This window comes from Vibrio sp. 2096, assembly GCF_033339595.1.
Taxonomy (GTDB): domain Bacteria; phylum Pseudomonadota; class Gammaproteobacteria; order Enterobacterales; family Vibrionaceae; genus Vibrio; species Vibrio alginolyticus.
Genome location: NZ_JAWOUX010000006.1, coordinates 32,563 through 56,380, shown reverse-complemented (window position 1 = coordinate 56,380; position 23,818 = coordinate 32,563). Strand labels below are relative to the sequence as shown.

Sequence of the window (23,818 nt, the reverse complement as noted above, 5' to 3'; positions counted from 1 at the left end):
TGTGTTCTACAGCTACCTGTAAAATATCTTACGACATAAAACCCAGGTTTGAATGGGTAAAATTACGGATGTTCGGGAACACGTATTCCAGTGCAGCGTTATCACTCACGCCCATCCACTGTGCTAGTGTTGAACCAACTTGATCAGCGGCAATTTTGGGTATGAGTCGGCCTTGAGAGTAATCATCGTTTCCGCCCAGTATTAGTTCCGGCCATGTACCGATAGGTTGTTTCCCATTTACCGCGCCTCCAATTAATAGTTGATGGCCACCCCAGCCATGATCGGTACCATTTCCGTTGCTCATCATCCGTCGACCGAAGTCAGACATAGTGAAAGAGGTGACTTGCTTGTTTAGCCCTAACCGTTCGACTACACGATACATTGCTAAAAGGTTTGTCGCGAGATCCTCAAGTAGCACTGGATGACGTGCCAGTTGCGAATCGTGTAGGTCATACCCAGAGTGTTTAACGAAAAAGACTTGTCGTTGCTGCTTCAGGACATCTTGGCTTGCTATCAATTTGTACACGGTTTGCATCTGCTTGCCGAGCGTCGATGACGTAAACAGCGGCTCGTCAGCAATGTGGTTGAGTTGCTCGCTCAGTACACTGCTCATTACCATCGACTCATCAACCATCAAATTAAAATGACCATTAAATGGATTGTCAGTTTGATGAGAGAGAAGGCGATCATAGATCCCCTTGTATAGCGGGTTATCAATCGCGGTAAGCTGAACCGCGCGATCTTTTTTCAGGACAGTTTGGCGGTGTTCCATTGCCCGTAACCAAAGCGAGTTGCCATGCACACTGTATAGCGGTGTTATTTCTGATTCAGAGTTTAATACATCCAACATTCTGCCAGCCCAACCAAGATTTTTAGACTCGCTCATTCCACCAAGTAACCAAGCGTCTGTTTGAGAATTATGAGAAAACAGTTGCTCGGGAAGTGATGCTTCACCTTGCTCAATAGCTTGTTTGGTGACGGGATGGTTGAGAATGCCACTATTGAGCACGATGCTGGCATCGCCTTGTTCGAAAACGGAAGTTAACGCATTTAACTTTGGGTGTAAGCCGAGCTTCACTGGGTGATTTGAGCTATCGACAGCACTTAAATTGATAGGGAGTATGTCTTCTTTGGCGACAGAGAGTGGCCCTCTGACTTTGGAATATTGACGATAGTGCGCCTCCGATAATGGCAGTATGGTGTTGAATGCATCGTTTCCGCCTGCTAAATACACACATATTAATGCTCGAAAGTCATTGGATGGCGCTGCGAGAGAGTAACCTGGCAGACTAAGAGAGGCTAGTGCGCCCATCGATAGCGTGCTTTGTATAAAATGTCGTCGTGAAATATCCATAATTCACTCCTAATCCTGAATATAGAATTCGTCGCCAGAAATGGCGGTAAATATCACTAGAGCGAGTTTTGTTGTTGGCACATAGTCCCCACGATAATCATTCAGGGCGGTGAGCATGAGCTCTTTCAATTCAGCAGAAGCCGTTCCAGCAAAGAAACGCTCGTTAACCAATTCGACTAAGGCACGGTGATCGTCCAGAAGAAGATAAAACTCGTTAAGATCGAAGTGGTAGGAATCTCCACCTCCTCTACGAGTGCTGGTTAACATATAGTTGACCAAATCGGTATAAACAGACCAATTGAGAAGTTCATACTCTGGAGAGTTAATACCAGACTCCGTAAACTCGTTAGACGGCTGATAGTCTGGAGAGTAAAAATTAAACACGGAAGGAGAACGAAGCGGCCCTTGATTAGCGATGTTCATCATCGTTGTTGCGTCTTCGTAACGTGATCCTTTAATCGTAAAACCTGATGCTCGATGAAAATTAGTCAGGACCAGTATCGGTTCTTTCACTTTTATAGGCGGGGTATCCGTCATCCCTAATGCTTCAGGGTCGAGCAATATGGCTCGAACAACGGCGGTTAGATCGCCTTTTTCTCCTTCCCCATTGTTGTTAAATATCGTAGCAACACGCGCGACGTACTCTGGGCTTGGATTTGAACTGACCAAACGTTGGATAAGTAACTTTGAAACAAATGGAGCAACATTTGGGTGAGACATCAACATATCAATCACTTTTGAAAGCTCTTCTTGTGCGGTTAGACCCGATGGGATCACGTTCCCTAGAAATCGCTTCTCGCCGGTGTCGTGTCTTTGACTGATAACTCGCATCGGTTTCACGAATGCGATGTCGGAATTTTTCCATCCAGTTAATGCTCGCGCGAGCTCTTGAATATCAGTTTGATTGTACGTGGGGATAGGTTTGCCTGTTGCGTGGTTTAGCTTTTTACTGCCATCTAAATTGAGTTCATACAAACCGATAGTGAATAACTGCATTAACTCTCGAGCAAAGTTCTCATCGGGAAGCGTTCCTGTCGCACTATTTTCTTTTGCACTACCGAGCATAGACAAATAGCTCCCCATGACTGGATGGATGGAAACGTCATACAACAGGTCTCGGTAGTTGCCAAACGCATGCTCAACCAACAGATCGTAGTAATTCACTAACCCTGTAGGTTTGCTGGAAAGAACGCCGCCATAACGAGAAACGACTACGATCTGACTCAATGCATAAGCCGTTCGCTGTCTGAGCTGATCTTCAGCAGTAACAACAATCTGATACCAAGCATTTTCTCGGTTTGACTGTAGGCCTTTAGAAAAAGGCGTTTGATAAAGTGGTTGATGGTAGGTTGCTGGCAGGTTGATTTGTTTCTGTATCCAGTCCTCTAACCCGTTTTCCCTAACCTCATTAATTAACGCAGGAGTTGGTCCAAAAGAGGTTTGATAGAGAAAACGCGCAACGGTTTGATCGGATGGGGATTGCTGTATTTGTGCTGATACATTAGGCACATGGCTCAGCAATAAGATAGCCAATCCTAGTACCCAAGCAGAGATTTTATTTAGCTTCTGACGTCTCATAGTTAACTCGCTTACCCGAAGTAACGATTTAAGTCCATTTAACGGGAGTTATTAAGCTCTTTTGAGCTGTTTAGTAAATTTATGAAAATCAAGCAGCTGCATAGGCGAGTATAGTAGCTATAAGTGGTGAACAAAAAACTCAAACGATGAATTTGGTACTATAGTGCTAGAAGTTTTTGATGCTATTTTTTCTAAGATACTGATATTAAATATGGCCAATGAAGAGTAACAAGCAGAGATATCGCAATGGATATAGAAGGGGGACAGCTAAAGTACTGTTAACAAGAGATTGGTATGTTTGTTAAGGCTTAAGTTAGTTTCAAGAAATTATTGAGCCAATAAATAAAGTCCATTGGTTTGCACAAGAGAAAACCACACGGATGTTCTCTTGTACAAAGCAACAAAGGTTATTTTCGGGCAAGCTTATGGTGAGCACGAGAAAAGTGATCGGCACAAAATGCGCCCACGATCGAGAGTTCGCCAGCCAGACAAAGCGCAGCTGCGACTTCGGCTAACGCTTTCGCATTGCCGTTGCCGTGCAAACCCAAAATATCCAAACATGCTTTTTGCGTTGGAAGGCCAGTACCACCACCAACCGTCCCCACCATGATGTTTGGCAAGGTCACGCACGCGTACAAGTTGCCTTGAGCGTCCACATCCATACGAGTGATTCCAATGGCAGACTCTGCAACGCAAGCGGCATCTTGACCACAAGCAATGTACAGCGCGGCAAGCGCGTTTGCGTAATGCGCGTTGACGCCAATTGTCCCGCTGAGTAAACCGCCCACTGTGGTCATTTTGCCAAATTGAACCATAGACTCCGGCGTCGTATGCAGATATTTTTCCACCAACTCAGCAGGAATGGTCACTTCGGCGGATACTTTCTTACCGCGTACCGAGCGCAGTGTGTGCGCGTTTGGTTTTTTGTCGCCTGATAAGTTGCCATCCAAGAATGCTTGAGTTGGTTTGATTGGGCTGGTCGCCAAAATATGATGGAACACTTCGTTTGTTGCGATGGTCACCATGTTTTGTCCGGAAGCGTCACCAGTCACGTATTCAAAGACCAAATAAACGTGGTTTCCTTCGATATTTACATTGATGTCTTTGAGTTTGCCATGTGAGGTGGTGGATTCCGCAATTTGACGAAATACGTCAAACTGGGTCACAACCCAACTGACGAACTGGCCGGCGTCAGCAAGGTGATTAAAGGCGAATACTGGTGTTCGGCTCACCCCTTCACTTAGTAACAATGCGCTCGCGCCACCAGCGGCGGTGATAAGATTTGCGCCACGGTTGTAGGAAGCGACTAACGCGGCTTCTGTCGTTGCGAGCGGAACCAAAAAGTCATCGTTCGCATACAAACCGTTGACGCGCAAAGGGCCTGCGATGCCGACCGGCACATTGACAGTACCAATGAAGTGCTCGATGTTGTTGGAGTAAGCGTCGCAATGTGACTGTGTGAAAGGATCAAGAAGATGATCTTTATTGGTCACTTGTTCCAATACTTGCCAACGGCGCGCCAAATGCTTATCCGATAGGCCAGGGCTTAAGCAGAGACGTTTCTCTGGCTTGTGAAACTTCGGTTCTAATGCCGATTGAATCTTACTGCTGGTTTCGATATCGGAAAGGGCGGAGCTTTGAACAGGGTTATCTTGGTTTAACTTCGGCATACAAACGTTAACTGAAAAATCGAACCAGAGATTGTAGTGATTGAGGCTTTGATTACAACGTTGATTATACGTTTTGCAACAAATACCACTGTGCAAGCGCCTTTATTATCCAAGTGATTTGATATTGGAGCGGCGAATTTACTGGAAATAAATGGGTTTTGACAATGAATGTTGCAGTGAATAGAGGAACCTATGGTTCTTAGAGAACTTAGATGGTTTAGACCGCAGCGGCTTTGAGTCGATAAGGTGTAAGAATGAGTGTCTTAAAACCGGACAGGCTCAATCTATGAGAGGAATAAGCTGTCTAACCCAGTCCCTTGGGTCAGACGCTAGCTTGAATCCGTTATCCAGAAGTTAGTTAAAGGTGCGAGCCACACGTCCCGCACTTTGAATACGGTAATGGCCAACGTAAGCAGGAACAAATACCGATTGTCCTTTCGCGGCGGTTAACGTCTCACCGTTATCACTGATGAGTGTCAGGTCGGCATCAATCGCCATCAAAATCTCTGCGCTGTTAGCCTCAATCACTTCATTGTTCGGTTCGTTAAGAATGCTGAAACTAAAGTCTGCCACTGGAACGGGGTAAAGGCTTTGGCAACCATTGGCATTGGGTTCTAGAACAAGGCCGTTAAACGGCTTAGGCACAAAGTCTGTGCATTTAACCAGTTCTTCAACATCCATATGTTTCGGCGTGAGTCCTGCACGCAAAACGTTATCTGAGTTCGCCATGATCTCTAATCCCGTTCCTTTAATGTAAGCGTGTGGCGTTCTTGCGCTCAGGAACATCGCTTCGCCAGGTTGCAGCGTGATGACATTCAACAGTAATGGCGCAAACAAGCCGACATCGCCGGGGTATTGAGTGGATAGATCCAAGATGAGCTGGAAAACGTCGCTGTCAGTGCCTTGTTCCGATTGACGTGAAGCGTGGGCAAGAAGTTGTTTCAGTGCTCGCTCTTTTGTTTCTCCTTCTATGGTCAGAATGTGCACAAAGAAATCGCGTAAACCTTGTGAGTTGGCTTCGTGTTTGAATGCATCTAGTGGCGCGCGTAGCTCATCGATATCGCAAAGGCTAAATGCCTCAATAATCTCGGAATACGAGCGAAAACCGTTCATGGCTTGGTAACTTGTTAGCGCGTACACCAACTCAGGTTTGTGGTTCGGATCCTTGTAGTTACGATGGCTCGCGTTTAGTGGGATCCCAGCACTTTGCTCTTTTTCGAAACCTATTTCGGCATCTTGTTTGCTTGGGTGAACTTGAATCGACAGTGCGTGTTCGGCCGCTAAGATCTTAAACAGAAAGGGCAGGTCGCCAAATTTCGCTGCGGTTTCTGCTGATAAATAAGCGGGTTGGTTTTGTTTGATCAGTTCAGACAAAGGCAGCGTGTTTTGCTCAATCTGAACTTCAGAGCAGCCGTTTGGGTGAGTACCCATCCATACTTCTGCTTGAGGCTCATTCGTTTCGTTAGAAAAGCCAAACAAATCGTGAATAGAAGAGGTGCTTCCCCAAGCGTAGTTTTGGATTTTGTTGTTCATTTGAAAGAAGCTATACGATGAAATAGTGTTCAAATTCATGAATTTTTCCCATAGTTAACCCTCCGAACTGAATCGGAAGAAAAATTAAGCAGAGATACATTAAATAAGGATGGCGAGCTCGGTTAGGTCACTCGCCAATTTGCCCGAAGGGCGATAAGTCGATTTACAACCGAGGTTTTGGTTCGAGTGGTTTTCGTGATGGTTGCGCTTGCAAAAATGGCAGCAACAAAAGGCCAATGACGGCTGCACAAACTGAAATGGTGATGAAGAAACCCGTCCAATGATATTCTTCAAGAATTAACGCCAGTGGATAACCTGACAATGCTGCGCCCATGTAGGCGAACAAGCCCACGAATCCTGTTGCCGCGCCGGCAGAATCTTTGTGAGAGCACTCCGCCGCCGCCATACCGATCAGCATTTGTGGTCCAAAGACAAAGAAGCCGATGGAGAACAATCCCGCTGCTTGGAATGCAAAGTTGGTCAGAGGCATTAGCCAAAGCGCAGAGACAGATAAGAAAATCCCAATCGCGAACAGCAAGTTCATTGGTCCACGGTTACCGCCAAAGAGTTTGTCTGAGCCCCAGCCCGCAACCAATGAACCAACAAAACCGCCGATTTCAAACATAGACAGAGCAGCGTTGGCATTAATCAGGCTATAGTGATGCTGCTCGGTCAAGTACAGGTTTCCCCAGTCATTGATTGCGGTTCGGACGATGTAAACCAACACATAACTGAACGCGAGCAGCCAGATGTATTTGTTGTTAAATACGTACGATTTCAGAATTTCTCGGTAGGTGAGGCCACGTCCGTAATTTTCCTGCGCAAGTTCTAGTGCGTCGTTGCGCCATTGGCCGACACTTGGTAAACCCATTGTTGTGGGTTTGTCGCGCAATCGCCAACAAACGAATAGACCGAGTAATACGCCGATGATGCCGGGTAGAATAAAGCCTTCACGCCAGCTGTAGTGCAACGTTAAATAGCCCACCAAAATAGGGATCAGCGCGCCACCAACGTTGTGTGCGGTGTTCCAAATGGCCCATAAGAAGCCACGCTCGGAGCGTGAATACCAAGTGGTTAACAGCTTGGAGCATGAAGGCCAGCCCCAGCCTTGGAACCAGGCGTTTAAGATCCACAGAGTAATGAAAGCCGCGAGTGAGCTAGAAAAACCGAACGCGATATTGACCAGACCTGTCGCAATCAATCCTAATCCCATGAAATAACGAGGGTTAGAGCGATCCGAAATCGTGCCAGAAATAAACTTCGAACAACCGTAAGTAATGTAGAAAAGTGTACCGATAAGACCCAAATCGCCTTTATCTAAGCCAAGATCGGTAATCATCGCTGGTGCGGCGTAGTTAAAGGTCTTACGGGTAAAGTAGAAACCTGCGTAGCCGATGTACATCCCCAACATAATGTGCAAACGCCAATGGTGGTAACGCTGGTCGATTTGCTCGTTGCTCAGGCTCGGTTGAGTAAATTTAGGTGAACGTAAAAATCCAAACATCTTGAGTTACACCTTAGGTAAAGTAATGCTGATTTGTGTGCCGATCACTTGATCGCTGGTGGAGTAGATAACCATTTTTCCACCTAACGCGTGCACACGTTCTTGCATGCCGCGAACGCCCATGCCTTTCATGCTGTCCTGAACTTTGAATCCGACACCATCATCGTGAATCATCAGTGACACCGCAGCTTCTCCAATTGTCAGTTCAATATTGATCAACTGCGCTTCTGCGTACTTGGCAGCGTTATTTAATGACTCTTGGCATAAACGGAATAGGGTTACTTTGAGTGTGTCACTCAGGCTGGTGTAATCGCCTTGCCAGTTCAGTTGAACAGTTGTTCCGTGATTGGCGAATTCCATCTCTCGCGTCAGTTGCTCGACGGATTCTTTTAAGTCCAAATCATCCAGCATTTTTGGTCTTAGCTTGCTTAACAGTCGCTTAGTGGTGTCGTACACGTTGAGGGAAAGCCCTTCGATCATGTCGGCGCAACCCACGCTTGTTTCGGCGTTATTTACCCGCTTAATGATGTTGGCTTGTGTGCGGATCGCCGTGATGTTCTGTCCAATTTCGTCATGTAGCTCGCGCGCAATATCGCGTCTTACCGATTCTTCCGCTTTGATAAGCTGGCGAGACAAATTCTGATTGCGTGCAAGTTCGCCGCGCAGTTTGTGATTGAGGTCTTTTTGTTTCTGAACCCCTAAGCCGAGCATAATGCCGGTGATGGTTTGCGCCGAGAGAGATAATAACAAATCGGTGATTTCTAGATTTGATACGCCGCTGCGAGCCGCAATCAGCGCAATGCTGTTGAGCATGGTGGCGAGTAGGGCTCCTTGCCAGCCGTAACGAAGTGCCAGCACGATGATTGGGATAGCCATACAAAATGGCGCAAATCGTTTTAACTCTTCAGGCAAACTCGTTTGCACTAGAATGCTGCCGATAAGAAGTACGGCGTAAAACACAATGTGGCGAATGCTGAACACCACAGTGTTGTTCAAAAGATGCGACGTCAGAGGCGACCATCGGCTTTGAAATAGGTAGTTCCACAGTAGGTAGCACATAGGAACCAGCATCAGCCCACCAGAAATACTGGCTAACCACACCATGTAAACAGAAGGCACGTGAAAGCCGACCGCCATTACGTTGATGAAGGCGGTAATGATGATCACAACGCCCATGACGGCTAAGTGGCGGTTTTGGTCACCGTAGTAGTATTTTTTCGCAATCAGTGTGACAGGGATGCTGGCAACACTGGCGATCAGCACTGTGAGCCATTGAGGTTGCTCTAATAGGGTCGCAAGTGCAATCGTCAGCGCCCATTCTGATACGTAGATTGTTGGCCAGTACGCGGTGCGAGTGTGCAGCGCAATCCCCAATCGTAAGGCGAATGGGAAAAGCAGAATGGCGAGCTCTGGATCGTTGACAAAGTAGTAGGCGATCACCCACAAACAGAACCAAGCACAGGCCATAACAAACAGACCACAAATCGTTGTGACAGAATAGGCTCGCATTAAAAGGACTCTTGAGAAAATAGTTTGGCGAGCTCAACGTTGTTTTTCACGCCGAGTTTGTCGATGGCATTCGCACGATGCACATGCACGGTCTTGTGGCTCAAGCCAAGCTCTGCCGCGACAGACTTTACATCCAACCCGGTCGCAAGTAGCTGACATACCTCGTTTTCACGTTTTGTCAGTTGGCATAGAGAGGTGGTGTTGTCGCTAGGCGTTGCAAGTTTAAGTGCAATATCTGATGTGAGGTAACAGCCGCCAGAAGCACTGGTTCTCACGGCTTGAATAAGTTCGTCTGGGCTACAGCGTTTACTAAGATAGCCTTTTGCACCTAGCTTTAGTGATTTTTCCACCATCGCAGGGGAGTCATGCACGCTAAGCATCACGCAGGCAATGCCAGTTGGTATTTCGCTAAGAAAGTTTAAGCCGCTCTCATCGGGCATGGAGATATCTAGGATGACGACATGAGGGTGTACCGCAGGCAAGCCTTTTCGCGCTTCGGCGACAGAGCCGAATTCACCAACAACGGTAATATCACTTTCTAAATTTAATAATTGTGCGAAACCTGAACGCACGATGACGTGATCATCAACTAGAGCAACATGAATCATTATTACAACCAAATAGAGTAGGCGACTAACAACAATAAGCTCCAACAGGAGCTAATAGAAAAATCTTTAATGATACTGAATTGAGCCATGCTTTTTAATGATCTTGCGCGCTTTACCGAAGTAAAGCGCGCAGAGAAGCTAGGCTTGGTTTTGTGCAAGTTGAAGCTTCTTCGCGTGTCGAATCTTCCTCTCTTCCGCGATAGCGACGAAAGCAAGCAAAACAATACAAATCATGGCGGAGGTATCTAGAGCTGCGAAGGTACCTTTCCAACCTGTTAAGCCGAAGATAGGTGTACCGTCTGCAATCATACCGAGACCAAGTTTCGCGAAGCTGTCACCGATTAGGTAAGCGAATGTACCTTTTACGCCGTCAGCCACACTGATTGCTTTTTTAGGGACAAAACCAACCGCGGCAACACCGATAAGAAGTTGAGGACCAAACACCAAGAAGCCCAATACAAATAGAGAGGCTAAGTACATGAACTCGCTAGTGGCGTGTTGGTAGAACTCAAGCGATACGATGATCAAACCAAGAGACACACAAGCAACCAATGCGCGGCGACCGTTTGCTAAGTCAGATAAGTAACCCCACATCAAAGTACCCACAAGCGCACCGACTTCGAATAGAGTAAAGCCTGAGATTGCCGTTTCTTTTGACAGACCAAGTTCTTGGTACGCGTATACCGTTGACCATTGGTCGATACCGATACGAACGATGTAAAGGAAGATGTTGGCAAAGCAAAGTAGCCAGATAACTTTGTTTTTAAGAACGTATTCAACAAAGATTTCTTTTTTGGTCATCTGGTTTTCTTCAGCGGCGGTGTCTTCTTCACTCACTGCTTCATCGAAAAGTTCTTCTACTTTACCTAAACCATAAGCTTCTGGAGAGTCGCTACCAAAGCGCATACCGATAAAGCCAACGATGATCGCGATGATAGAAGGGAACACGAACATGCCGATTACGTGGCCGTTGAATAGGTAGTTGGCACCGAAAAGAGCAACACCCGCTGCGCCCGCACCACCAACGTTGTGTGACATGTTCCACAAGCCTAAGTAAGAGCCGCGTTTGTTACGAGGTGTCCATTTTGTAATGGTTGAGTAACTAGAAGGGCCACCAGTACTTTGGAAGAAACCACTTAGAGCGTAGAAAGCCACCATCAAGAACAGGCTTGCACTACCGCCGCCCATGCTGAAGCTGAAACCAAGCATTGCAAGACCAGAAAGGATCAGCATAAAAGGGAGGAATTGCTTGGTGTTCTTACCGTCAGCGTAGTAAGACACAACGGTTTTACCGATGCCGTATGTGATGGAGAAGCCAAGGCCAATAAGACCTAGGTCTGTCATGCTCAAACCGTAAGTTGAGATCATGTCGTTTTGCGCGACATTGAAGTTCTTACGAATCAAGTACATGGTTAGGTAGCCGATAAATACGACCAAGTAAGATTGGATGAACGGTTTAAACCACATCTTTCTTCTAACTTCGACAGGAAGATCGAGGGTCGGCTTCCGCACCTGTTCGAGGAATTTTAACATGATGAACTCTCTTGTAATTGTTTTAGAAACACAACGGAGACCGTTATGCGCTCTTGTTACTTTTGACTGAGCGGAATTCTAGAGAGTGGTTTTGTGAGGCACATGAGATGGTTGCCTAGATCGGCTAGGAAAAATTCCTAGAAATGCCTAGGAAGGCGGAAAAGCGTGAAAAGAGTCACACAATCCTTACTAATCTATGGGTCTTTGACAGGGTTCTTATCGGATTGGAAAGCGTTCAAATGCAAGCGGGTTAATATGCGTAAGCTTAGTGCAGACAAGGGGGGAGCACGTTTGGTTGGAGAGAATAGTGTCTTGTCGCTAAGTATCAATTGGGAACGAGAAGCAAACAACAGAGACCCAGAGGTCTCTGTTAGAAATATTAGGAATTCGGCTAGGTTGACGTGTTAAGGGGCAGGGCTGTATAGACGCGGCGAGCCGTGTTTTGGTAAGTGAATTAGGTTCAAATGGTTTCTTCTTGCCCATTCGACAGTTAACGCTGTAGGTGCAGATAAGCAAACCAGAGTGGGGATACGCGCGCGAACGGCTTTGTGGATCAACTCTAAGCTGCAACGGCTTGTCATGATTGCGAAGCCACTTTGAGGCTCGATGTGATTGTTGGCCAATGCGCCAATCAACTTATCTAGCGCGTTGTGGCGGCCGATGTCCTCTCGGCACAACTTGATGTTGCCTTGTAAATCTGCAAATAAAGCGGCGTGTAACGCGCCAGATTCACGTGCGGCTTCTTGATGCAGTGCGACTTTGTCTCGCAGCCCTTCGAATACATCGGAGCGCGGAGGAAGAGACGGTGTTAGCGGTGCCAAATCAGGCAAAGCTTGTTCCAGAGCCTCTACACCACAAATGCCGCATCCGGTTGTGCCGGCAAGATTTCGGCGCTGTGTTTTTAACGCCCAGAAAGCGCGGTTGCTGATTTCCACTTCCGCATAGTGAGATTCGTGATCGCCACCAATTTCAATGTCTTTAATCTCTTTGAAATCGTGGACGATGCCTGTGCTTAGGCTAAATCCTTTCACGAAGTCTTCCAGATGGCCTGGCGTCACCATCATGACCGCTTGGCTAATGCCGTTATAGCTGATAGCTAAGGCGGATTCACTCGCCAGCGACATTTGTTGCACTGGGCGGCCATCAATCAATTCTCGGTAATTGAACGCACTTGGTTGAGGTGGTGCTTGATTGAAATCGGACAGTTCTAAATAAGATTGAGTAGTACATCTCATGAAATCACCTCATAAGCCGTTATGTATGCCAAAAATTGACGTGTGGATTCTTGTTATCGATTGAATATGTTTTTTGCTTCTGCGAAGCACTGATCGGTTAGCGCGGAGAAGGGTTCTTGTTTTCGCTTTAACAAACCTAGCGGGGCGTGAACGGCGGCTTCTTCGATAGGGATAATGCGAAGCGTATCGTTCAACTCTTCCAATCCACAATTCAGCGGCATAATGGCGCAACAAAGGCCACTGGCTACTGCTTGGATCAAGTGAAAGGTGGAGTTACTTTCAATGACGGTTTGCGGAACCAGCCCTTTACTCACAAAGCTAAGATCAATGGAGTGGCGATAGTGCATGCCCTTCGAAAGCAGCCCTAGCGGAATGTTATTGAGTGACTCCCACAACACTTCAGATTCGGCAAAATCAAAATGACGCTCATCGAATAAAACGCCAAGTTTGGTTGAATCTAGTTCGATAACATCGAAGTAAGCGGTGTTGACTTGATCGACATAACACATCCCCAAATCAAGTTGATTGCGATTGAGTTGGTCTATGATCTGTTCGGTCGTCATGGAGAGTATTTGAAAGCGTAACTCAGGGAACTGGTGAGCTAATGGTTTGAGCAATTCCATCGGGTTTTGGCTGGCGAGTGGCACCATTCCAAGCCGAAGAGAGCCGACCAACTGACCACGGCAGTTAGCAGCCTCGGCTTGCAATCCATCATGAGCGGCTAAGACGGTTTTTGCCCAAGCTAAAATGCGTTCTCCGGCTTCAGTAAACCCTTCAAATCGTTGACTTCTTTGGATTAATTCGAGGTCGAGTTCTTCCTCTAAGCTTCGGATTCTCATGGACAAGGTAGGCTGCGTAATGTGGCACAATGCGGCGGCTTGACCAAAGTGTTTGGTCTGTTCAAGTGCGATGAGATATTTAAGTTGTTTGATATCCATAATGGCTTGTTAACCTTGCGTTGTGAGTCACATGTACGGGGGGAACTCCCTAAAAAGGGCACGGCACTACCGTACTTTTTAAGCGCTGGAGCGTTTTAACTGGGAAATGGAAAACCAAAACCAAGTCAAGAATAAAACCACACTCAAAATTGATCTGAATCAAGGCTATTCCTGATATTAATTAGGGTCAAATTTAAAGTATCTATAGTGTGATAGATATTATCTATTATCAAGAGTACCGATTTTATTGAGCTCGTTAAGCGAACTAGGTGGAATCGGATGGGAAAACGATTAACCTCATAAATTGTATTGATTAAAAATGTTATGACCGTCAGTGGAAAAATTCGTCATAGATTTTGTTTATCACTCGGTCAGGATTATCAATTGGACGCATATTGAATAACGACTTAATCTTTGATTTAGATCAAGACGCAACAATGCGAATTGAATCTACCAGTCTTAGAAACAGTAGGCGGGTATCCGATATCAAGAATCTAGATAAGTAAACGCTCGGACAAGCGAGAGCATGTTGAGTGGTTACTTATTTGGATTAAAAAATACATGGATTAGAAACTAAGCCCTTCAATACTTCCGCATTATCTCAATAAATAACGCGCTTGTTTTCACGGGCACCCTGCTTGCTGGTATATCTGCGAGGAGTAAAGTCGTGAGCCAAAAAGAACAAATAAAAACATACAAAGGTCCAGCTGGTGGTTGGGGTGCACTGAAAGCCGTAACCAGAAGTTGGTGGGGCAGTGAAAATGCAGTTAAAAACATTCGCACTATGCTCAAAACCAACCAAAATGGCGGTTTCGACTGCCCGGGATGTGCATGGGGTGAGTCGCCAGATAGCGGTAAAGTCAATTTCTGTGAGAATGGCGCGAAAGCGGTAAACTGGGAGGCGACCAATCGTCTGGTTGATCCTGAGTTTTTTGCCAATCACAACGTTTCATCTCTCTCAACGCAAACCGATTACTGGTTGGAATACCAAGGCCGTATCACGCACCCAATGCGATACGATGCCGAGTCCGACCACTATGTACCTGTCTCTTGGGATGAGGCTTTTTCTCTTGTCGCGAAACATCTCAATCAATTGGATTCACCGCACCAAGCGGAGTTTTATACCTCTGGTCGTGCAAGCAACGAAGCGGCGTTTTTATATCAGCTATTTGTGCGCGCATTCGGTACCAACAACTTCCCAGATTGTTCCAACATGTGTCACGAAGCCAGTGCAATCGGGATGAAAGACACTATTGGTGTTGGTAAAGGCACAGTGATTTTTGATGATTTTGAAGAAGCTGATGCGATTTTCGTGATTGGTCAAAACCCGGGCACGAACCACCCACGAATGCTTGAACCTCTGCGCGAAGCGGTAAAACGTGGTGCACAGGTTATCTGTCTAAACCCGCTCAAAGAGCGCGGGTTAGAGCGTTTCCAAAACCCACAAATGCCGATTGAGATGTTGAGTAACGGCTCAGAGCCTACAAACACGGCGTACCTGCGTCCTGCTTTAGGTGGAGACATGGCAGTGTTTCGTGGCATCGCGAAATTCTTGTTGCAATGGGAGCGCGAGGCATTGCAAAACGGTGGCAAAGCGGTATTTGACCGCGAATTCATCAAACAACACACGATAGGTATTGATAAGTATTTGGCTGAAGTGGATGCAACGTCTTGGGAACACATCGCGGAACAATCGGGTCTTGATTTAAGTGAAATCGAGATGGTGGCGAGCATGTATCGACGTGCAGAACGTGTGATCATGTGTTGGGCAATGGGGTTGACTCAGCATCGTCACTCTGTGCCAACCATTAAAGAAGTCGCAAACGTGCAAATGTTACGAGGTAACGTTGGAAAGCCGGGCGCGGGTCTTTCACCTGTGCGAGGTCACAGTAACGTTCAGGGCGACCGTACGATGGGCATTGATGAAAAACCTTCAGATCTGTTGTTGGATCGCATTGAAAGTCGATTTAACTTTGCCGTCCCGCGTGGTGAAGGCCACAACACTGTGCAAGCCATTAAAGCGATGGAAGAAGGGCAAGCGAAAGTATTTATCGGTTTGGGCGGTAACTTTGCACAAGCAACGCCAGACACAGAACGTACGCACAACGCGATGCGAAACTGTAATTTAACCGTACACATTTCGACGAAGTTAAATCGTTCTCACCTTGTCACAGGTAAAGATGCGCTTATTCTTCCATGCTTAGGCCGTACTGAGATTGATCAGCAAGCGACTGGCCCACAAGGCGTGACGGTTGAAGATACCTTCAGCATGGTACATATTTCATTTGGTCAGCTAAAACCGCGTTCGGAGCATTTGCGTTCAGAACCAGCGATTATTGCCGGTATTGCCAATGCTACACTCGGGGCAAAACCAATTGATTGGTTGTGGGTGATTGAAGATTACGACCGTATTCGCGATTTGATTGCCGACACGATTCCGGGCTTTACCGACTTTAACCATAAGCTCAAACACCCGGGTGGATTCCACTTGGTAAACCCAGCTGCTGAGCGTCGATGGAATACACCAAGCGGCAAAGCACAGTTCAGCTCTAGTGAGTTGCCGAAACAGTTGATCAGCGAAGCGATACTCGAAAAAGGCCAAAAGCCAGATTTGATCTTGCAAACCATGCGCTCACACGACCAATACAATACGACACTTTACGGCTTGAATGACCGTTATCGTGGAGTATTTGGTATGCGCGAAGTGCTGTTTATCAATGAAGCGGATATTCGTAAACTCGGTTTTGAACCGGGCGACAAAGTGGACATGGTGTCATTGTGGGAAGATGGCGTTGAGCGCCGTGTGAGCGGATTTACGCTTGTTGCCTATGATGTACCAGCAGGTCAGGCGGCGGCTTACTATCCAGAAACAAACCCATTAGTTCCTTTGGACAGTTATGGGGATAGAACGTTTACGCCAACCTCTAAGTTTATTGCGATAAAATTGGAAAAATCGACATCCGATAAGATCGCTTTGGTGGAAGCGGAATAGTGACCAAACCGGCACAACGACATTTCCGATAAGCAAACGGCTGATATTAATTATCAGCCGTTTTTAATTGCGCTCAGTCTGCATTTAGTGCGCATAGCTTGTGTATAATGTTAATGACATTATGCTGCTCGATAATAGACAGATAAGGCCGATTTGAATCTAATTTCAAGTAGTAAAACTAATAAGAAGATGCTTATGACCTTGAAAAATATAATTAAATTAACAATCAGTCACTTAGTGGCAGTTTCTATTGGCATTGCGATAGGTATCTATACTTTACCGATCCTTATTGCACCACCTGCGCCGACCGATGAACAAGTTGCTAAGAGCAAGCAAGGTGCAGAATACAGCGCAGTGTTTAAGAGGGAACTCAAAGGTAGCGATGCTTTTCATTGGGGAGAGGGAGAGATTCATTTGAGTTCTGAAGTCATTACGTTGGTAGGAAAACTCGCTCCCGGACCAGACTATAAACTCTATCTATCTCCTAAGTTTGTCGAAACGGAACAAGAGTTTAATGACCTTAAATCTGAAATGAGCTTAATTGGTGATGTAAAAACGTTCGATAACTTCGTTGTTGAGGTTCCTCAAAGCACTTCAATTTCTGAATACAATACGGTTGTTGTATGGTGCGAGACATTCGGTGAGTTCATTACTTCGGCAAAGTATCAATAAACCTTAGCAGTAGAGTAAAAGGCTTTTCTTTTCACTTTACGCTAAGATGTTGTTTCGCATAATTAAGAGGCAAAGACTCTTAAACATTCTAAATTTAAGAGCCTTTGTTTAGAGTTATTGACAGAACCATTCGACTTGTTTCGACTTGTAAGTCGTTTGCACCTTTCAGGCTACGTTCTGGAAAAACAAGATTTCGAACTATTTAGAGTTATTCTCTGTTTGGCTTGTTTCGTTCGATGACGCTAATCGCAATGGCTAAAAATAGAATATCTTTTACTAAAAAGAAGTTTGTCACCAAAACCCCATCAGACACTTTCCATGTATTCGGTGTCGTAATTAGAAAGCTGAGTGTCGCAAGAAAAATAATTGCGGCGGCTATGCCAGAAAAATAAGCGACTCGTGTGTTTTTAAGGCCAACGATTAATCCAATAGCGACAATGATTTCTGTTGCGCCAATGATGTTTGATACGGCTTGAACTGACATCACATCATACAACCAACTCATCAGAAAATGATTTTCAACGAGCGGTTGTATAAGCTTGGCCTCTGTAGGTGTGAATTTATAAATACCAATCCATATTAGAACTAAAGAAACGCCGAAAACTCCGATAAGATATCCAATTGAGTCACATTGATGATGGCTTTTTACGTTTTGCATAATTAACTACATTCTCCTGTTTGTTAGCGCTTCCAACAAGACCTATAAGGTTGGTAGAAAATTTCATAGGTTTTTTTCGCTCAAACAACAGATATTAAAAATCACGTGATACAGAATTACGTGTTTGATAGAACTTAAGGATATTTCGTGGAAGTTAAAATTTTTCAGGTTGACTCGTTTACATCAGAGGTTTTCAAAGGTAATCCCGCGGGTGTTTGTATCACAGAGTCAAGCCTTGATGAGGAAACGATGTTGGCCATCGCGGCCGAGATGTCGTTATCTGAAACGGCATTTCTGTCACTCAATACAATGCAACTTCGTTGGTTTACACCGAGGACGGAAGTTGCTTTGTGTGGACACGGCACACTTGCAACGGCGCACGTTCTGAAAGAGCAGGGGTTATATAATACTGGAGATACGATTGAGTTCGTTACGCTATCTGGGGTTTTAACTGCACAACTCGATCATGAAGAAATTCATTTGGTGTTTCCTGCGCCAACTTTAGATATGAGAGCGAGTATTAACAAAGACTTACTTCATGGCTTGGGGCTAGATGCCGCCAATGTAGTCGCCTACGGTCAGTTTGATAATAAGCAGTTGATCGTCATTAATGATGAATTTGTGCTTGAACAGCTCGACCCTGATTTTGGTGCGCTGCTTAAACAAAAAGGCCGTGGCGTCGTCATCACTGCTCAATCAAGCACTGACGCCGATTTTGTCTCTCGATACTTCGCGCCTTGGGTAGGTGTTAATGAGGACCCAGTTACAGGCTCTGCACATTGCGCTTTATGTGTTTACTGGGCTAAAGAGCTCAACAAAAAGCAACTGAAAGGCTTCCAAGCCTCCAAGAGAAGTGGGGTCGTCCATACAGAGTTGTTAAGCACTGAGCACGTTAAGCTTTCTGGAAATGCAGTAACGATATTGCGAGGATATATGAGAATCGCGTAGCGGTCCTTGTGGGAATGATTTTATTTTCGTGTTACCCAATGCTCAATAGTGAAGACGCTTGAATGCTGCTTATTTAAGTGGCTGATTTTTTTTGTAAAAACACCCCTGGCACGGTGGTGTATAACGATTGGAGAGTTATATGAAAACTATCGGTCTTCTAGGTGGTATGAGCTGGGAGTCGACGCTTAGTTATTACAAATTGATCAACGAAGGAGTCAAAGAGGCGTTAGGCGGCCTAAATTCCGCAAAAATTTGTATGTATAGCGTGAATTTTTCGGAGATAGAGAAACTTCAACATCAAGGTAAATGGGAAGAAACGGCAAGCATTCTATCTGATGCTGCATCTTTAATAGAAAAAGGGGGCGCTGACTTCATTCTTATTTGTACTAACACAATGCACAAAGTTGCGCCTCAAATTGAAGCCAGTATTAATATCCCCATACTACATATCGCAGACGCGACTGCTGAGTTACTTCGTGAGAAAGGGGTTCAAAAGGTCGGACTCCTTGGTACTCAATTCACAGTGGAGCAAGACTTTTATAAAGGAAGGCTTTCCGACCGTTATGGGCTTGATGTCGTCATTCCCGATCAAGACGACCGCTCTAAAGTACATAACATTATTTATAAAGAGTTATGCCAAGGTGAAATCAAAGAGGAGTCAAGGACGATATACTTGCAAATTATTGAAAAACTAAAAGAGCACGGAGCTGAAGCTGTGATTCTCGGGTGTACTGAAATTGCCTTACTTGTAAACCAAAGTCACACCGATGTTACACTACTCGATACCACTTCTATCCATGCTCAAGCAGCAGTCCGTTTGGCAATTGAAGGTGAATGATCTACGCTTTCTTTCCTGCAAAAAAAGAGAAAACCAAGCACGTGGTTTTCTCTTTTTTATTATCAAGTTATAAGCGAGCAAATTTGAGAGTTCTGTATCCACCAATCAAGTTGCGGGCTTTGTAACCATTGTTGACCAGCTGACGGTATGCTACGTTACCGCGTAACCCAACTTGACAGTAAATCACGATCTCTTTGTCTTTAGGAAGTTCGTGCATGCGACGACGTAGTTGATCGACAGGAATATTAATTGCACCTTCAAGATAACCAACGGACTCCAATTCACCAGGATTACGAACATCAAGTAACAGTTGGTCTTCTGTCAGTGAATCCATTTCATCATAATGAATCGCGGTCGCATCGCCTTTGATGATGTTATTTGCCACAAACGCCGCTTGGTTAATTACATCTTTAGCAGAGCCATAAGGTGGCGCGTAAGTTAGCTCGAGGTGTTGCAGTTGCTCTACCGTCATACCAGCACGCTGAGCAACTGCCATTACGTCGATACGTTTATCAACACCGTCTTTACCTACTGCTTGCGCACCTAATATTTTACCTGTTACTGGATCAAACAGCATTTTGAATGACACGGTTTCTGCACCTGGGTAGTAACTCGCGTGACTTGCTGTATGCACATACACTTTTTCATAAGCGATGTTTTCACGTTTCAGCTGTTTCTCGTTTTTACCAGTAGAAGCGACGGCTAAATCAAAAATCTTACAGATCGCCGTGCCTTGCGTACCTTGGTAAGTTTCTTGGCGGCCAAGCATGTTGTCTGCTGCAATTCGGCCTTGACGGTTTGCCGGGCCCGCAAGTGGCACTAGAGTTTGCTCGCCAGTCACAAAGTCTTTCTCTTCTACCGCGTCGCCGACAGCGTAGATCGAAGGATCGCTGGTTTGCATGTATTCATTGGTATAAATACCACCAAGAGCGCCGATTTCTAAGCAAGCTTCTTTTGCTAATTTGGTCTCGGGGCGAACACCAATTGCCATAATCAAAATATCGGTGGTGAGTCTTTCACCGTTGTTTAGTGTTAATTCCAATTCACCTTCTAGATGTTGGTGTTTTTCGCTCTCACCAGAGTCGAAACTTGCCACGTGCTCGTTAGGTACGAATTTCACCGACTCAAGTGCGATGCCAAGTTTAAGGTCGATGCCTTTCTCACGAATTTCAGCATGTGCGAAGCCAGCCATTTCACGGTCAACGGGCGTCATCACTTGATCCGCCATTTCAACTAATGTGGTTTTTATGCCTAGCTGGTGGAAGGCTTCCATCATTTCCAAACCGATAAAACCACCACCAACGACCGTAGCGTGTTCAACTTTGTTGGTTTCGATCGTTTTAATGATGCGATCCATATCTGGAATATTGCGCAGCGAGTGCGTTAACGGGTTATCAATACCCGGAATAGGCGGCACAACTGGACCTGCGCCAGGGCTGAGTAGAAGAAAGTCGTAGCTCTCTTGGTATTCCGAGCCATCAAGCAAATTCTTAACCGTAACCGTTTTGTCTTGACGGTTAATAGAAACCACTTCGTTCATCACACGGACATCAACATTGAAACGCGCTAAAAAGCTCTCAGGCGTTTGAAGAAGCAGTTTGCTGCGCTCTTGGATATCACCACCAATGTGATAGGGTAAGCCACAGTTTGCAAATGACACAAATGGACCGCGTTCAAACATAATGATTTCTGCATCTTCACTTAAACGACGAGCGCGAGCTGCTGCAGATGCACCTCCAGCAACCCCACCAATAATCACGATTTTGCTCATGGATTTCTCCTGCTGAATGATCGAAAACGCCTACACCTTACTTAAATAAATTAGCTGAGTCTAATGTTATTTAATCTACATTAGCATTGACTTAATAATATTAATTAGTAATATCTAATGAAATGTAATGTAGTAATGAAGAGGCATAAGAATGGGCGACAGTATGCTACAAAGTGCGACCGAAGCGAGTGAGCTGCTTAAAATTATGGCTCATCCAGAGCGCCTAATCGTGATGTGTAAGCTGATTGAAGGCGAGAAAGGGGTCGGTGAACTATTTGAAGGTTCATCATTAAGCCAATCTGCTTTTTCACAACATCTCACCGTATTGAGAAAGCACGACATCATTAAAGCTAGGAAGGTTTCTCAGCAGGTATTTTATTCAATTTCTGATGAAAGAGTTGGTCCGCTGGTTGAAGCGTTTAAGCAAGTTTTCTGTAAGTAATTAGTTTGGCGGTTGCTATGTTTGAAGTTCCTTGGATGTCGCTGTTGGGCGGCATAATAGTTGGCGTATCAGCGATAACACTGATGCTATTTACTGGCAAGACTGCTGGGATCAGTGGGATCTTAAACGGTGCCGTTGAGAGCGCAGACCGCGTTTGGCGAATTGTTTTTTTAATTGCGATGGTATTAGGTGGCTTGTTTGCTGTTTATGTTCTTGGCGGGCATGTACCAGATCAGTACAGCGGTTCTCTTATTTTAGTTATCGTTGCTGGCTTGTTAGTCGGTGTTGGTACGCGTATCGGCAATGGTTGTACTAGTGGCCATGGCATTTGTGGAATAGGGCGTTTCTCAATCCGTTCTGTGGTCGCGACGTGTACTTTTATGGCCACAGCCATGTTAACCGTCTTGCTAGTATCGTGAGGAATAGTGTCGTTATGAAAACTCACGTAATGAAAAGTATTAAGCAAATGTCCGTTGTTGCATTTTCTGGTGTGCTCTTTGGTATTGGTATGGTGGTCTCTGGTATGGCAGATCCGGCAAAAGTGATCGGCTTTCTTGATATTACCGGTTCATGGGACCCAAGCTTAGCCTTCGTTATGGGCGGAGCACTTGTTGTGTTCGTTCCTGCTTATCTTTTATTAATAAAGCCAAGAAGCGAATCTGTGTTTGGTGATGAGGTTGTCTGTCCGACTTCTAAAACGATAGACAAAAAGTTAGTCGGTGGTGCAGCACTGTTTGGTATTGGTTGGGGCTTACTGGGTGTGTGTCCTGGTCCTGCGGTTGCCAGCCTTTTTACTGGCAACACACAAGTTCTGCTCTTTATAGCGGCAATGTTGGTTGGGTCATTCACCGCTAAAAGAGTGGTTCGTCAATAAAGAAAGTACTTCAACGTTAAAAAGAGTACTTAAACGCTAAAAAGTGAGTGTCGTAGAAACCGGGCAATGGTCACTCAGTTTATAGTCGAGTACATCTTGTGTTTTGAAAACGGTTTGAACACCAGACGACGCCTTTAAATCACCACTCGCAATAATGTGGTCTATCACCGAGCGGAATTGGTGGGTTTTATTCGGATTACGATTAGAGCGCACTTTACATTCCGCTTTAGTGTCTTTAGTCACTAGCTTTGCACTAGTATTGTCCGATATCACGTCCCACAACCAATCTCCTTGATAACCCAAGTTGTGGTTAAAGTCGCCAAGCACGACATAATGTTGTTTGTTGTCCTCGCGCGCCTTTATCCACTTAGCTAGTGCCTGTCCTTGTTGTTTCACTATCTTACAATCGCGGTTATTACGATACGCGCCACTGCAACCCGCTTTCAGATGTACAGAGAGTAGGTGAGTCTCGTGTTCTTGGTTTGGATTTAAAACAAGGTAGCTCGCGAAGCGAAGCTTGCTGTTGCCTCGTGTGATAGAGAAGTCTGGCTTGTCTAATACGCTTACGCCATTGCGCACGGCAAAGCCTGTGTATTGGTTGGTGTCGTTAAACTGAAGGTGTCGGTTGGAGGCGTTTGAACGATCGGAAAGATAAATAGTGAAGTCATTGCCAACGGCTTTTTGGATGGCAGCAGCACTTTCGACTTCTTGAAAAGCAAAAATGTCGGCTTGTGTTTTATCCACATAGTGGGTCAGCTTTTCAAAATCTTGTGGTGTTCTCGACACTTTTCCACCATCTATAGATAACCATTCTATGTTCCAACTGGTTAGATTGATGGAGTTTTGAGCAAATGAAAGAGAACTAAAAAGTAATATTAACGTAACAAAAAGTGATCGCATTTTGGCCTGTTGCACTCCTATCTTTTAGCGTATTCCTTTCCATCCTTTATCCTACAAGACCTCCAAAAATAGCAAGTAGATTTAGTACCAATTTTGCAATTTTCATGGTTTTCTTCGCAACTGAGATCAACGCCAATAAGATCGATTTCTTCTTGTTCGCTAGCCAATCTTTATTGATCAAAATCAATGTTTTCGAGTGGTGCTTCTCGTTAAATACGCCACAATATATTGTGTTGCCAAAATAAAAAACAACCCCATATA

The 23,818-nt window shown here is 45.3% G+C and carries 20 protein-coding genes; 7 read left to right on the top strand and 13 right to left on the bottom strand.

Annotated elements, in window-relative coordinates:
• Nucleotides 1–28: 28 nt before the first annotated feature.
• The 10 genes from R7Q41_RS13210 to R7Q41_RS13165 all read right to left on the bottom strand — a co-directional run bounded on the left by R7Q41_RS13210 (nt 29) and on the right by R7Q41_RS13165 (nt 13,462).
• Entirely contained in the window at nt 29–1,354 is a 1,326-nt protein-coding gene (locus R7Q41_RS13210) for a DUF1501 domain-containing protein (protein ID WP_318144523.1), read from the bottom strand.
• A gap of 9 nt (nt 1,355–1,363) precedes the next feature.
• A complete protein-coding gene (locus R7Q41_RS13205; protein WP_064369239.1) occupies nt 1,364–2,932 on the bottom strand; it encodes a DUF1800 domain-containing protein in 1,569 nt (522 codons plus the stop codon).
• Between the two features lie 407 nt (nt 2,933–3,339).
• On the bottom strand, nt 3,340–4,602 hold the full coding sequence (locus R7Q41_RS13200; RefSeq protein ID WP_115386657.1) for a hydroxymethylglutaryl-CoA reductase: 1,263 nt from the start codon (nt 4,600–4,602) through the stop codon (nt 3,340–3,342).
• Between the two features lie 354 nt (nt 4,603–4,956).
• Nucleotides 4,957–6,174: a mannose-6-phosphate isomerase, class I gene (gene manA / locus R7Q41_RS13195; protein ID WP_054575431.1), complete on the bottom strand. Its 1,218-nt coding sequence runs from the start codon at nt 6,172–6,174 to the stop codon at nt 4,957–4,959.
• Between the two features lie 124 nt (nt 6,175–6,298).
• Nucleotides 6,299–7,639, bottom strand: a complete 1,341-nt coding sequence (locus R7Q41_RS13190) for an MFS transporter (RefSeq protein ID WP_005376086.1) — start codon at nt 7,637–7,639, stop codon at nt 6,299–6,301.
• A 6-nt stretch (nt 7,640–7,645) separates the two neighbouring features.
• Nucleotides 7,646–9,148 carry a signal transduction histidine-protein kinase/phosphatase UhpB gene (gene uhpB / locus R7Q41_RS13185; RefSeq protein ID WP_206958869.1) on the bottom strand — a complete coding sequence of 501 codons (1,503 nt, stop codon included), beginning with the start codon at nt 9,146–9,148 and terminating at the stop codon, nt 7,646–7,648.
• Nucleotides 9,148–9,756, bottom strand: a complete 609-nt coding sequence (gene uhpA, locus R7Q41_RS13180; RefSeq protein ID WP_005376090.1) for a transcriptional regulator UhpA — start codon at nt 9,754–9,756, stop codon at nt 9,148–9,150. The genes uhpB and uhpA overlap by 1 nt, the downstream gene beginning before the upstream one ends.
• Nucleotides 9,757–9,894: 138 nt before the next feature.
• On the bottom strand, nt 9,895–11,289 hold the full coding sequence (uhpT, locus tag R7Q41_RS13175) for a hexose-6-phosphate:phosphate antiporter (RefSeq protein ID WP_206958867.1): 1,395 nt from the start codon (nt 11,287–11,289) through the stop codon (nt 9,895–9,897).
• Between the two features lie 404 nt (nt 11,290–11,693).
• On the bottom strand, nt 11,694–12,524 hold the full coding sequence (fdhD, locus tag R7Q41_RS13170; protein ID WP_206958865.1) for a formate dehydrogenase accessory sulfurtransferase FdhD: 831 nt from the start codon (nt 12,522–12,524) through the stop codon (nt 11,694–11,696).
• 53 nt (nt 12,525–12,577) lie between these two features.
• Nucleotides 12,578–13,462: a LysR family transcriptional regulator gene (locus R7Q41_RS13165; RefSeq protein WP_206958863.1), complete on the bottom strand. Its 885-nt coding sequence runs from the start codon at nt 13,460–13,462 to the stop codon at nt 12,578–12,580.
• A gap of 667 nt (nt 13,463–14,129) precedes the next feature.
• On the opposite strand from R7Q41_RS13165, the gene R7Q41_RS13160 reads away from it, so the two are divergent.
• Together R7Q41_RS13160 and R7Q41_RS13155 are read left to right on the top strand one after the other, a co-directional pair.
• On the top strand, nt 14,130–16,454 hold the full coding sequence (locus tag R7Q41_RS13160) for an FdhF/YdeP family oxidoreductase (RefSeq protein ID WP_042520945.1): 2,325 nt from the start codon (nt 14,130–14,132) through the stop codon (nt 16,452–16,454).
• Nucleotides 16,455–16,649: 195 nt separating this feature from the next.
• Complete coding sequence (locus R7Q41_RS13155; protein WP_005376099.1) at nt 16,650–17,126, top strand: DM13 domain-containing protein; 477 nt, start codon at nt 16,650–16,652, stop codon at nt 17,124–17,126.
• Nucleotides 17,127–17,334: 208 nt separating this feature from the next.
• Here R7Q41_RS13155 and R7Q41_RS13150 read toward each other — a convergent pair whose 3' ends face one another.
• Nucleotides 17,335–17,784 carry a YkgB family protein gene (locus R7Q41_RS13150; protein WP_005376100.1) on the bottom strand — a complete coding sequence of 150 codons (450 nt, stop codon included), beginning with the start codon at nt 17,782–17,784 and terminating at the stop codon, nt 17,335–17,337.
• A 147-nt stretch (nt 17,785–17,931) separates the two neighbouring features.
• Between R7Q41_RS13150 and R7Q41_RS13145 the strand changes: the two genes are divergently transcribed.
• Nucleotides 17,932–18,732, top strand: a complete 801-nt coding sequence (locus R7Q41_RS13145; protein ID WP_042520943.1) for a PhzF family phenazine biosynthesis protein — start codon at nt 17,932–17,934, stop codon at nt 18,730–18,732.
• A 139-nt stretch (nt 18,733–18,871) separates the two neighbouring features.
• Entirely contained in the window at nt 18,872–19,570 is a 699-nt protein-coding gene (locus R7Q41_RS13140) for an aspartate/glutamate racemase family protein (protein ID WP_170893241.1), read from the top strand.
• Nucleotides 19,571–19,637: 67 nt separating this feature from the next.
• On the opposite strand, the gene R7Q41_RS13135 is transcribed toward R7Q41_RS13140, so the two are convergent.
• Nucleotides 19,638–21,341 (bottom strand): FAD-dependent oxidoreductase, encoded by a 1,704-nt coding sequence (locus R7Q41_RS13135; protein WP_318144522.1) that lies wholly within the window; start codon nt 21,339–21,341, stop codon nt 19,638–19,640.
• Nucleotides 21,342–21,492: 151 nt separating this feature from the next.
• Between R7Q41_RS13135 and R7Q41_RS13130 the strand changes: the two genes are divergently transcribed.
• From R7Q41_RS13130 to R7Q41_RS13120, 3 genes are read left to right on the top strand one after another with little or no spacing between them, the layout of a single operon-like run.
• Nucleotides 21,493–21,783 (top strand): ArsR/SmtB family transcription factor, encoded by a 291-nt coding sequence (locus R7Q41_RS13130; protein ID WP_005376206.1) that lies wholly within the window; start codon nt 21,493–21,495, stop codon nt 21,781–21,783.
• Between the two features lie 5 nt (nt 21,784–21,788).
• Nucleotides 21,789–22,202, top strand: coding sequence for a YeeE/YedE family protein (locus R7Q41_RS13125; RefSeq protein ID WP_372036149.1), 414 nt, complete (start codon nt 21,789–21,791; stop codon nt 22,200–22,202).
• Nucleotides 22,203–22,216: 14 nt separating this feature from the next.
• On the top strand, nt 22,217–22,657 hold the full coding sequence (locus R7Q41_RS13120; RefSeq protein ID WP_017820171.1) for a YeeE/YedE family protein: 441 nt from the start codon (nt 22,217–22,219) through the stop codon (nt 22,655–22,657).
• Between the two features lie 36 nt (nt 22,658–22,693).
• Here the strand turns inward: R7Q41_RS13120 and R7Q41_RS13115 are convergent, their stop codons facing one another.
• Nucleotides 22,694–23,557: an endonuclease/exonuclease/phosphatase family protein gene (locus tag R7Q41_RS13115; RefSeq protein ID WP_104976081.1), complete on the bottom strand. Its 864-nt coding sequence runs from the start codon at nt 23,555–23,557 to the stop codon at nt 22,694–22,696.
• Between the last annotated feature and the right edge of the window lie 261 nt (nt 23,558–23,818).

Excerpts from the sequence above, each read along its gene's own strand:
- uhpB (WP_206958869.1), bottom strand. The coding sequence starts at position 9,148 with ATGCGAGCCTATTCTGTCACAACGATTTGTGGTCTGTTTGTTATGGCC.
- uhpA (WP_005376090.1), bottom strand. The coding sequence starts at position 9,756 with ATGATTCATGTTGCTCTAGTTGATGATCACGTCATCGTGCGTTCAGGT.
- R7Q41_RS13115 (WP_104976081.1), bottom strand. The coding sequence starts at position 23,557 with ATGCGATCACTTTTTGTTACGTTAATATTACTTTTTAGTTCTCTTTCA.
- R7Q41_RS13120 (WP_017820171.1), top strand. The coding sequence starts at position 22,217 with ATGAAAACTCACGTAATGAAAAGTATTAAGCAAATGTCCGTTGTTGCA.
- R7Q41_RS13140 (WP_170893241.1), top strand. The coding sequence starts at position 18,872 with ATGAAAACTATCGGTCTTCTAGGTGGTATGAGCTGGGAGTCGACGCTT.
- uhpT (WP_206958867.1), bottom strand. The coding sequence starts at position 11,289 with ATGTTAAAATTCCTCGAACAGGTGCGGAAGCCGACCCTCGATCTTCCT.
- R7Q41_RS13165 (WP_206958863.1), bottom strand. The coding sequence starts at position 13,462 with ATGGATATCAAACAACTTAAATATCTCATCGCACTTGAACAGACCAAA.
- fdhD (WP_206958865.1), bottom strand. The coding sequence starts at position 12,524 with ATGAGATGTACTACTCAATCTTATTTAGAACTGTCCGATTTCAATCAA.
- R7Q41_RS13150 (WP_005376100.1), bottom strand. The coding sequence starts at position 17,784 with ATGCAAAACGTAAAAAGCCATCATCAATGTGACTCAATTGGATATCTT.
- R7Q41_RS13130 (WP_005376206.1), top strand. The coding sequence starts at position 21,493 with ATGGGCGACAGTATGCTACAAAGTGCGACCGAAGCGAGTGAGCTGCTT.
- R7Q41_RS13135 (WP_318144522.1), bottom strand. The coding sequence starts at position 21,341 with ATGAGCAAAATCGTGATTATTGGTGGGGTTGCTGGAGGTGCATCTGCA.
- R7Q41_RS13210 (WP_318144523.1), bottom strand. The coding sequence starts at position 1,354 with ATGGATATTTCACGACGACATTTTATACAAAGCACGCTATCGATGGGC.
- R7Q41_RS13200 (WP_115386657.1), bottom strand. The coding sequence starts at position 4,602 with ATGCCGAAGTTAAACCAAGATAACCCTGTTCAAAGCTCCGCCCTTTCC.
- manA (WP_054575431.1), bottom strand. The coding sequence starts at position 6,174 with ATGAATTTGAACACTATTTCATCGTATAGCTTCTTTCAAATGAACAAC.
- R7Q41_RS13190 (WP_005376086.1), bottom strand. The coding sequence starts at position 7,639 with ATGTTTGGATTTTTACGTTCACCTAAATTTACTCAACCGAGCCTGAGC.
- R7Q41_RS13205 (WP_064369239.1), bottom strand. The coding sequence starts at position 2,932 with ATGAGACGTCAGAAGCTAAATAAAATCTCTGCTTGGGTACTAGGATTG.
- R7Q41_RS13155 (WP_005376099.1), top strand. The coding sequence starts at position 16,650 with ATGACCTTGAAAAATATAATTAAATTAACAATCAGTCACTTAGTGGCA.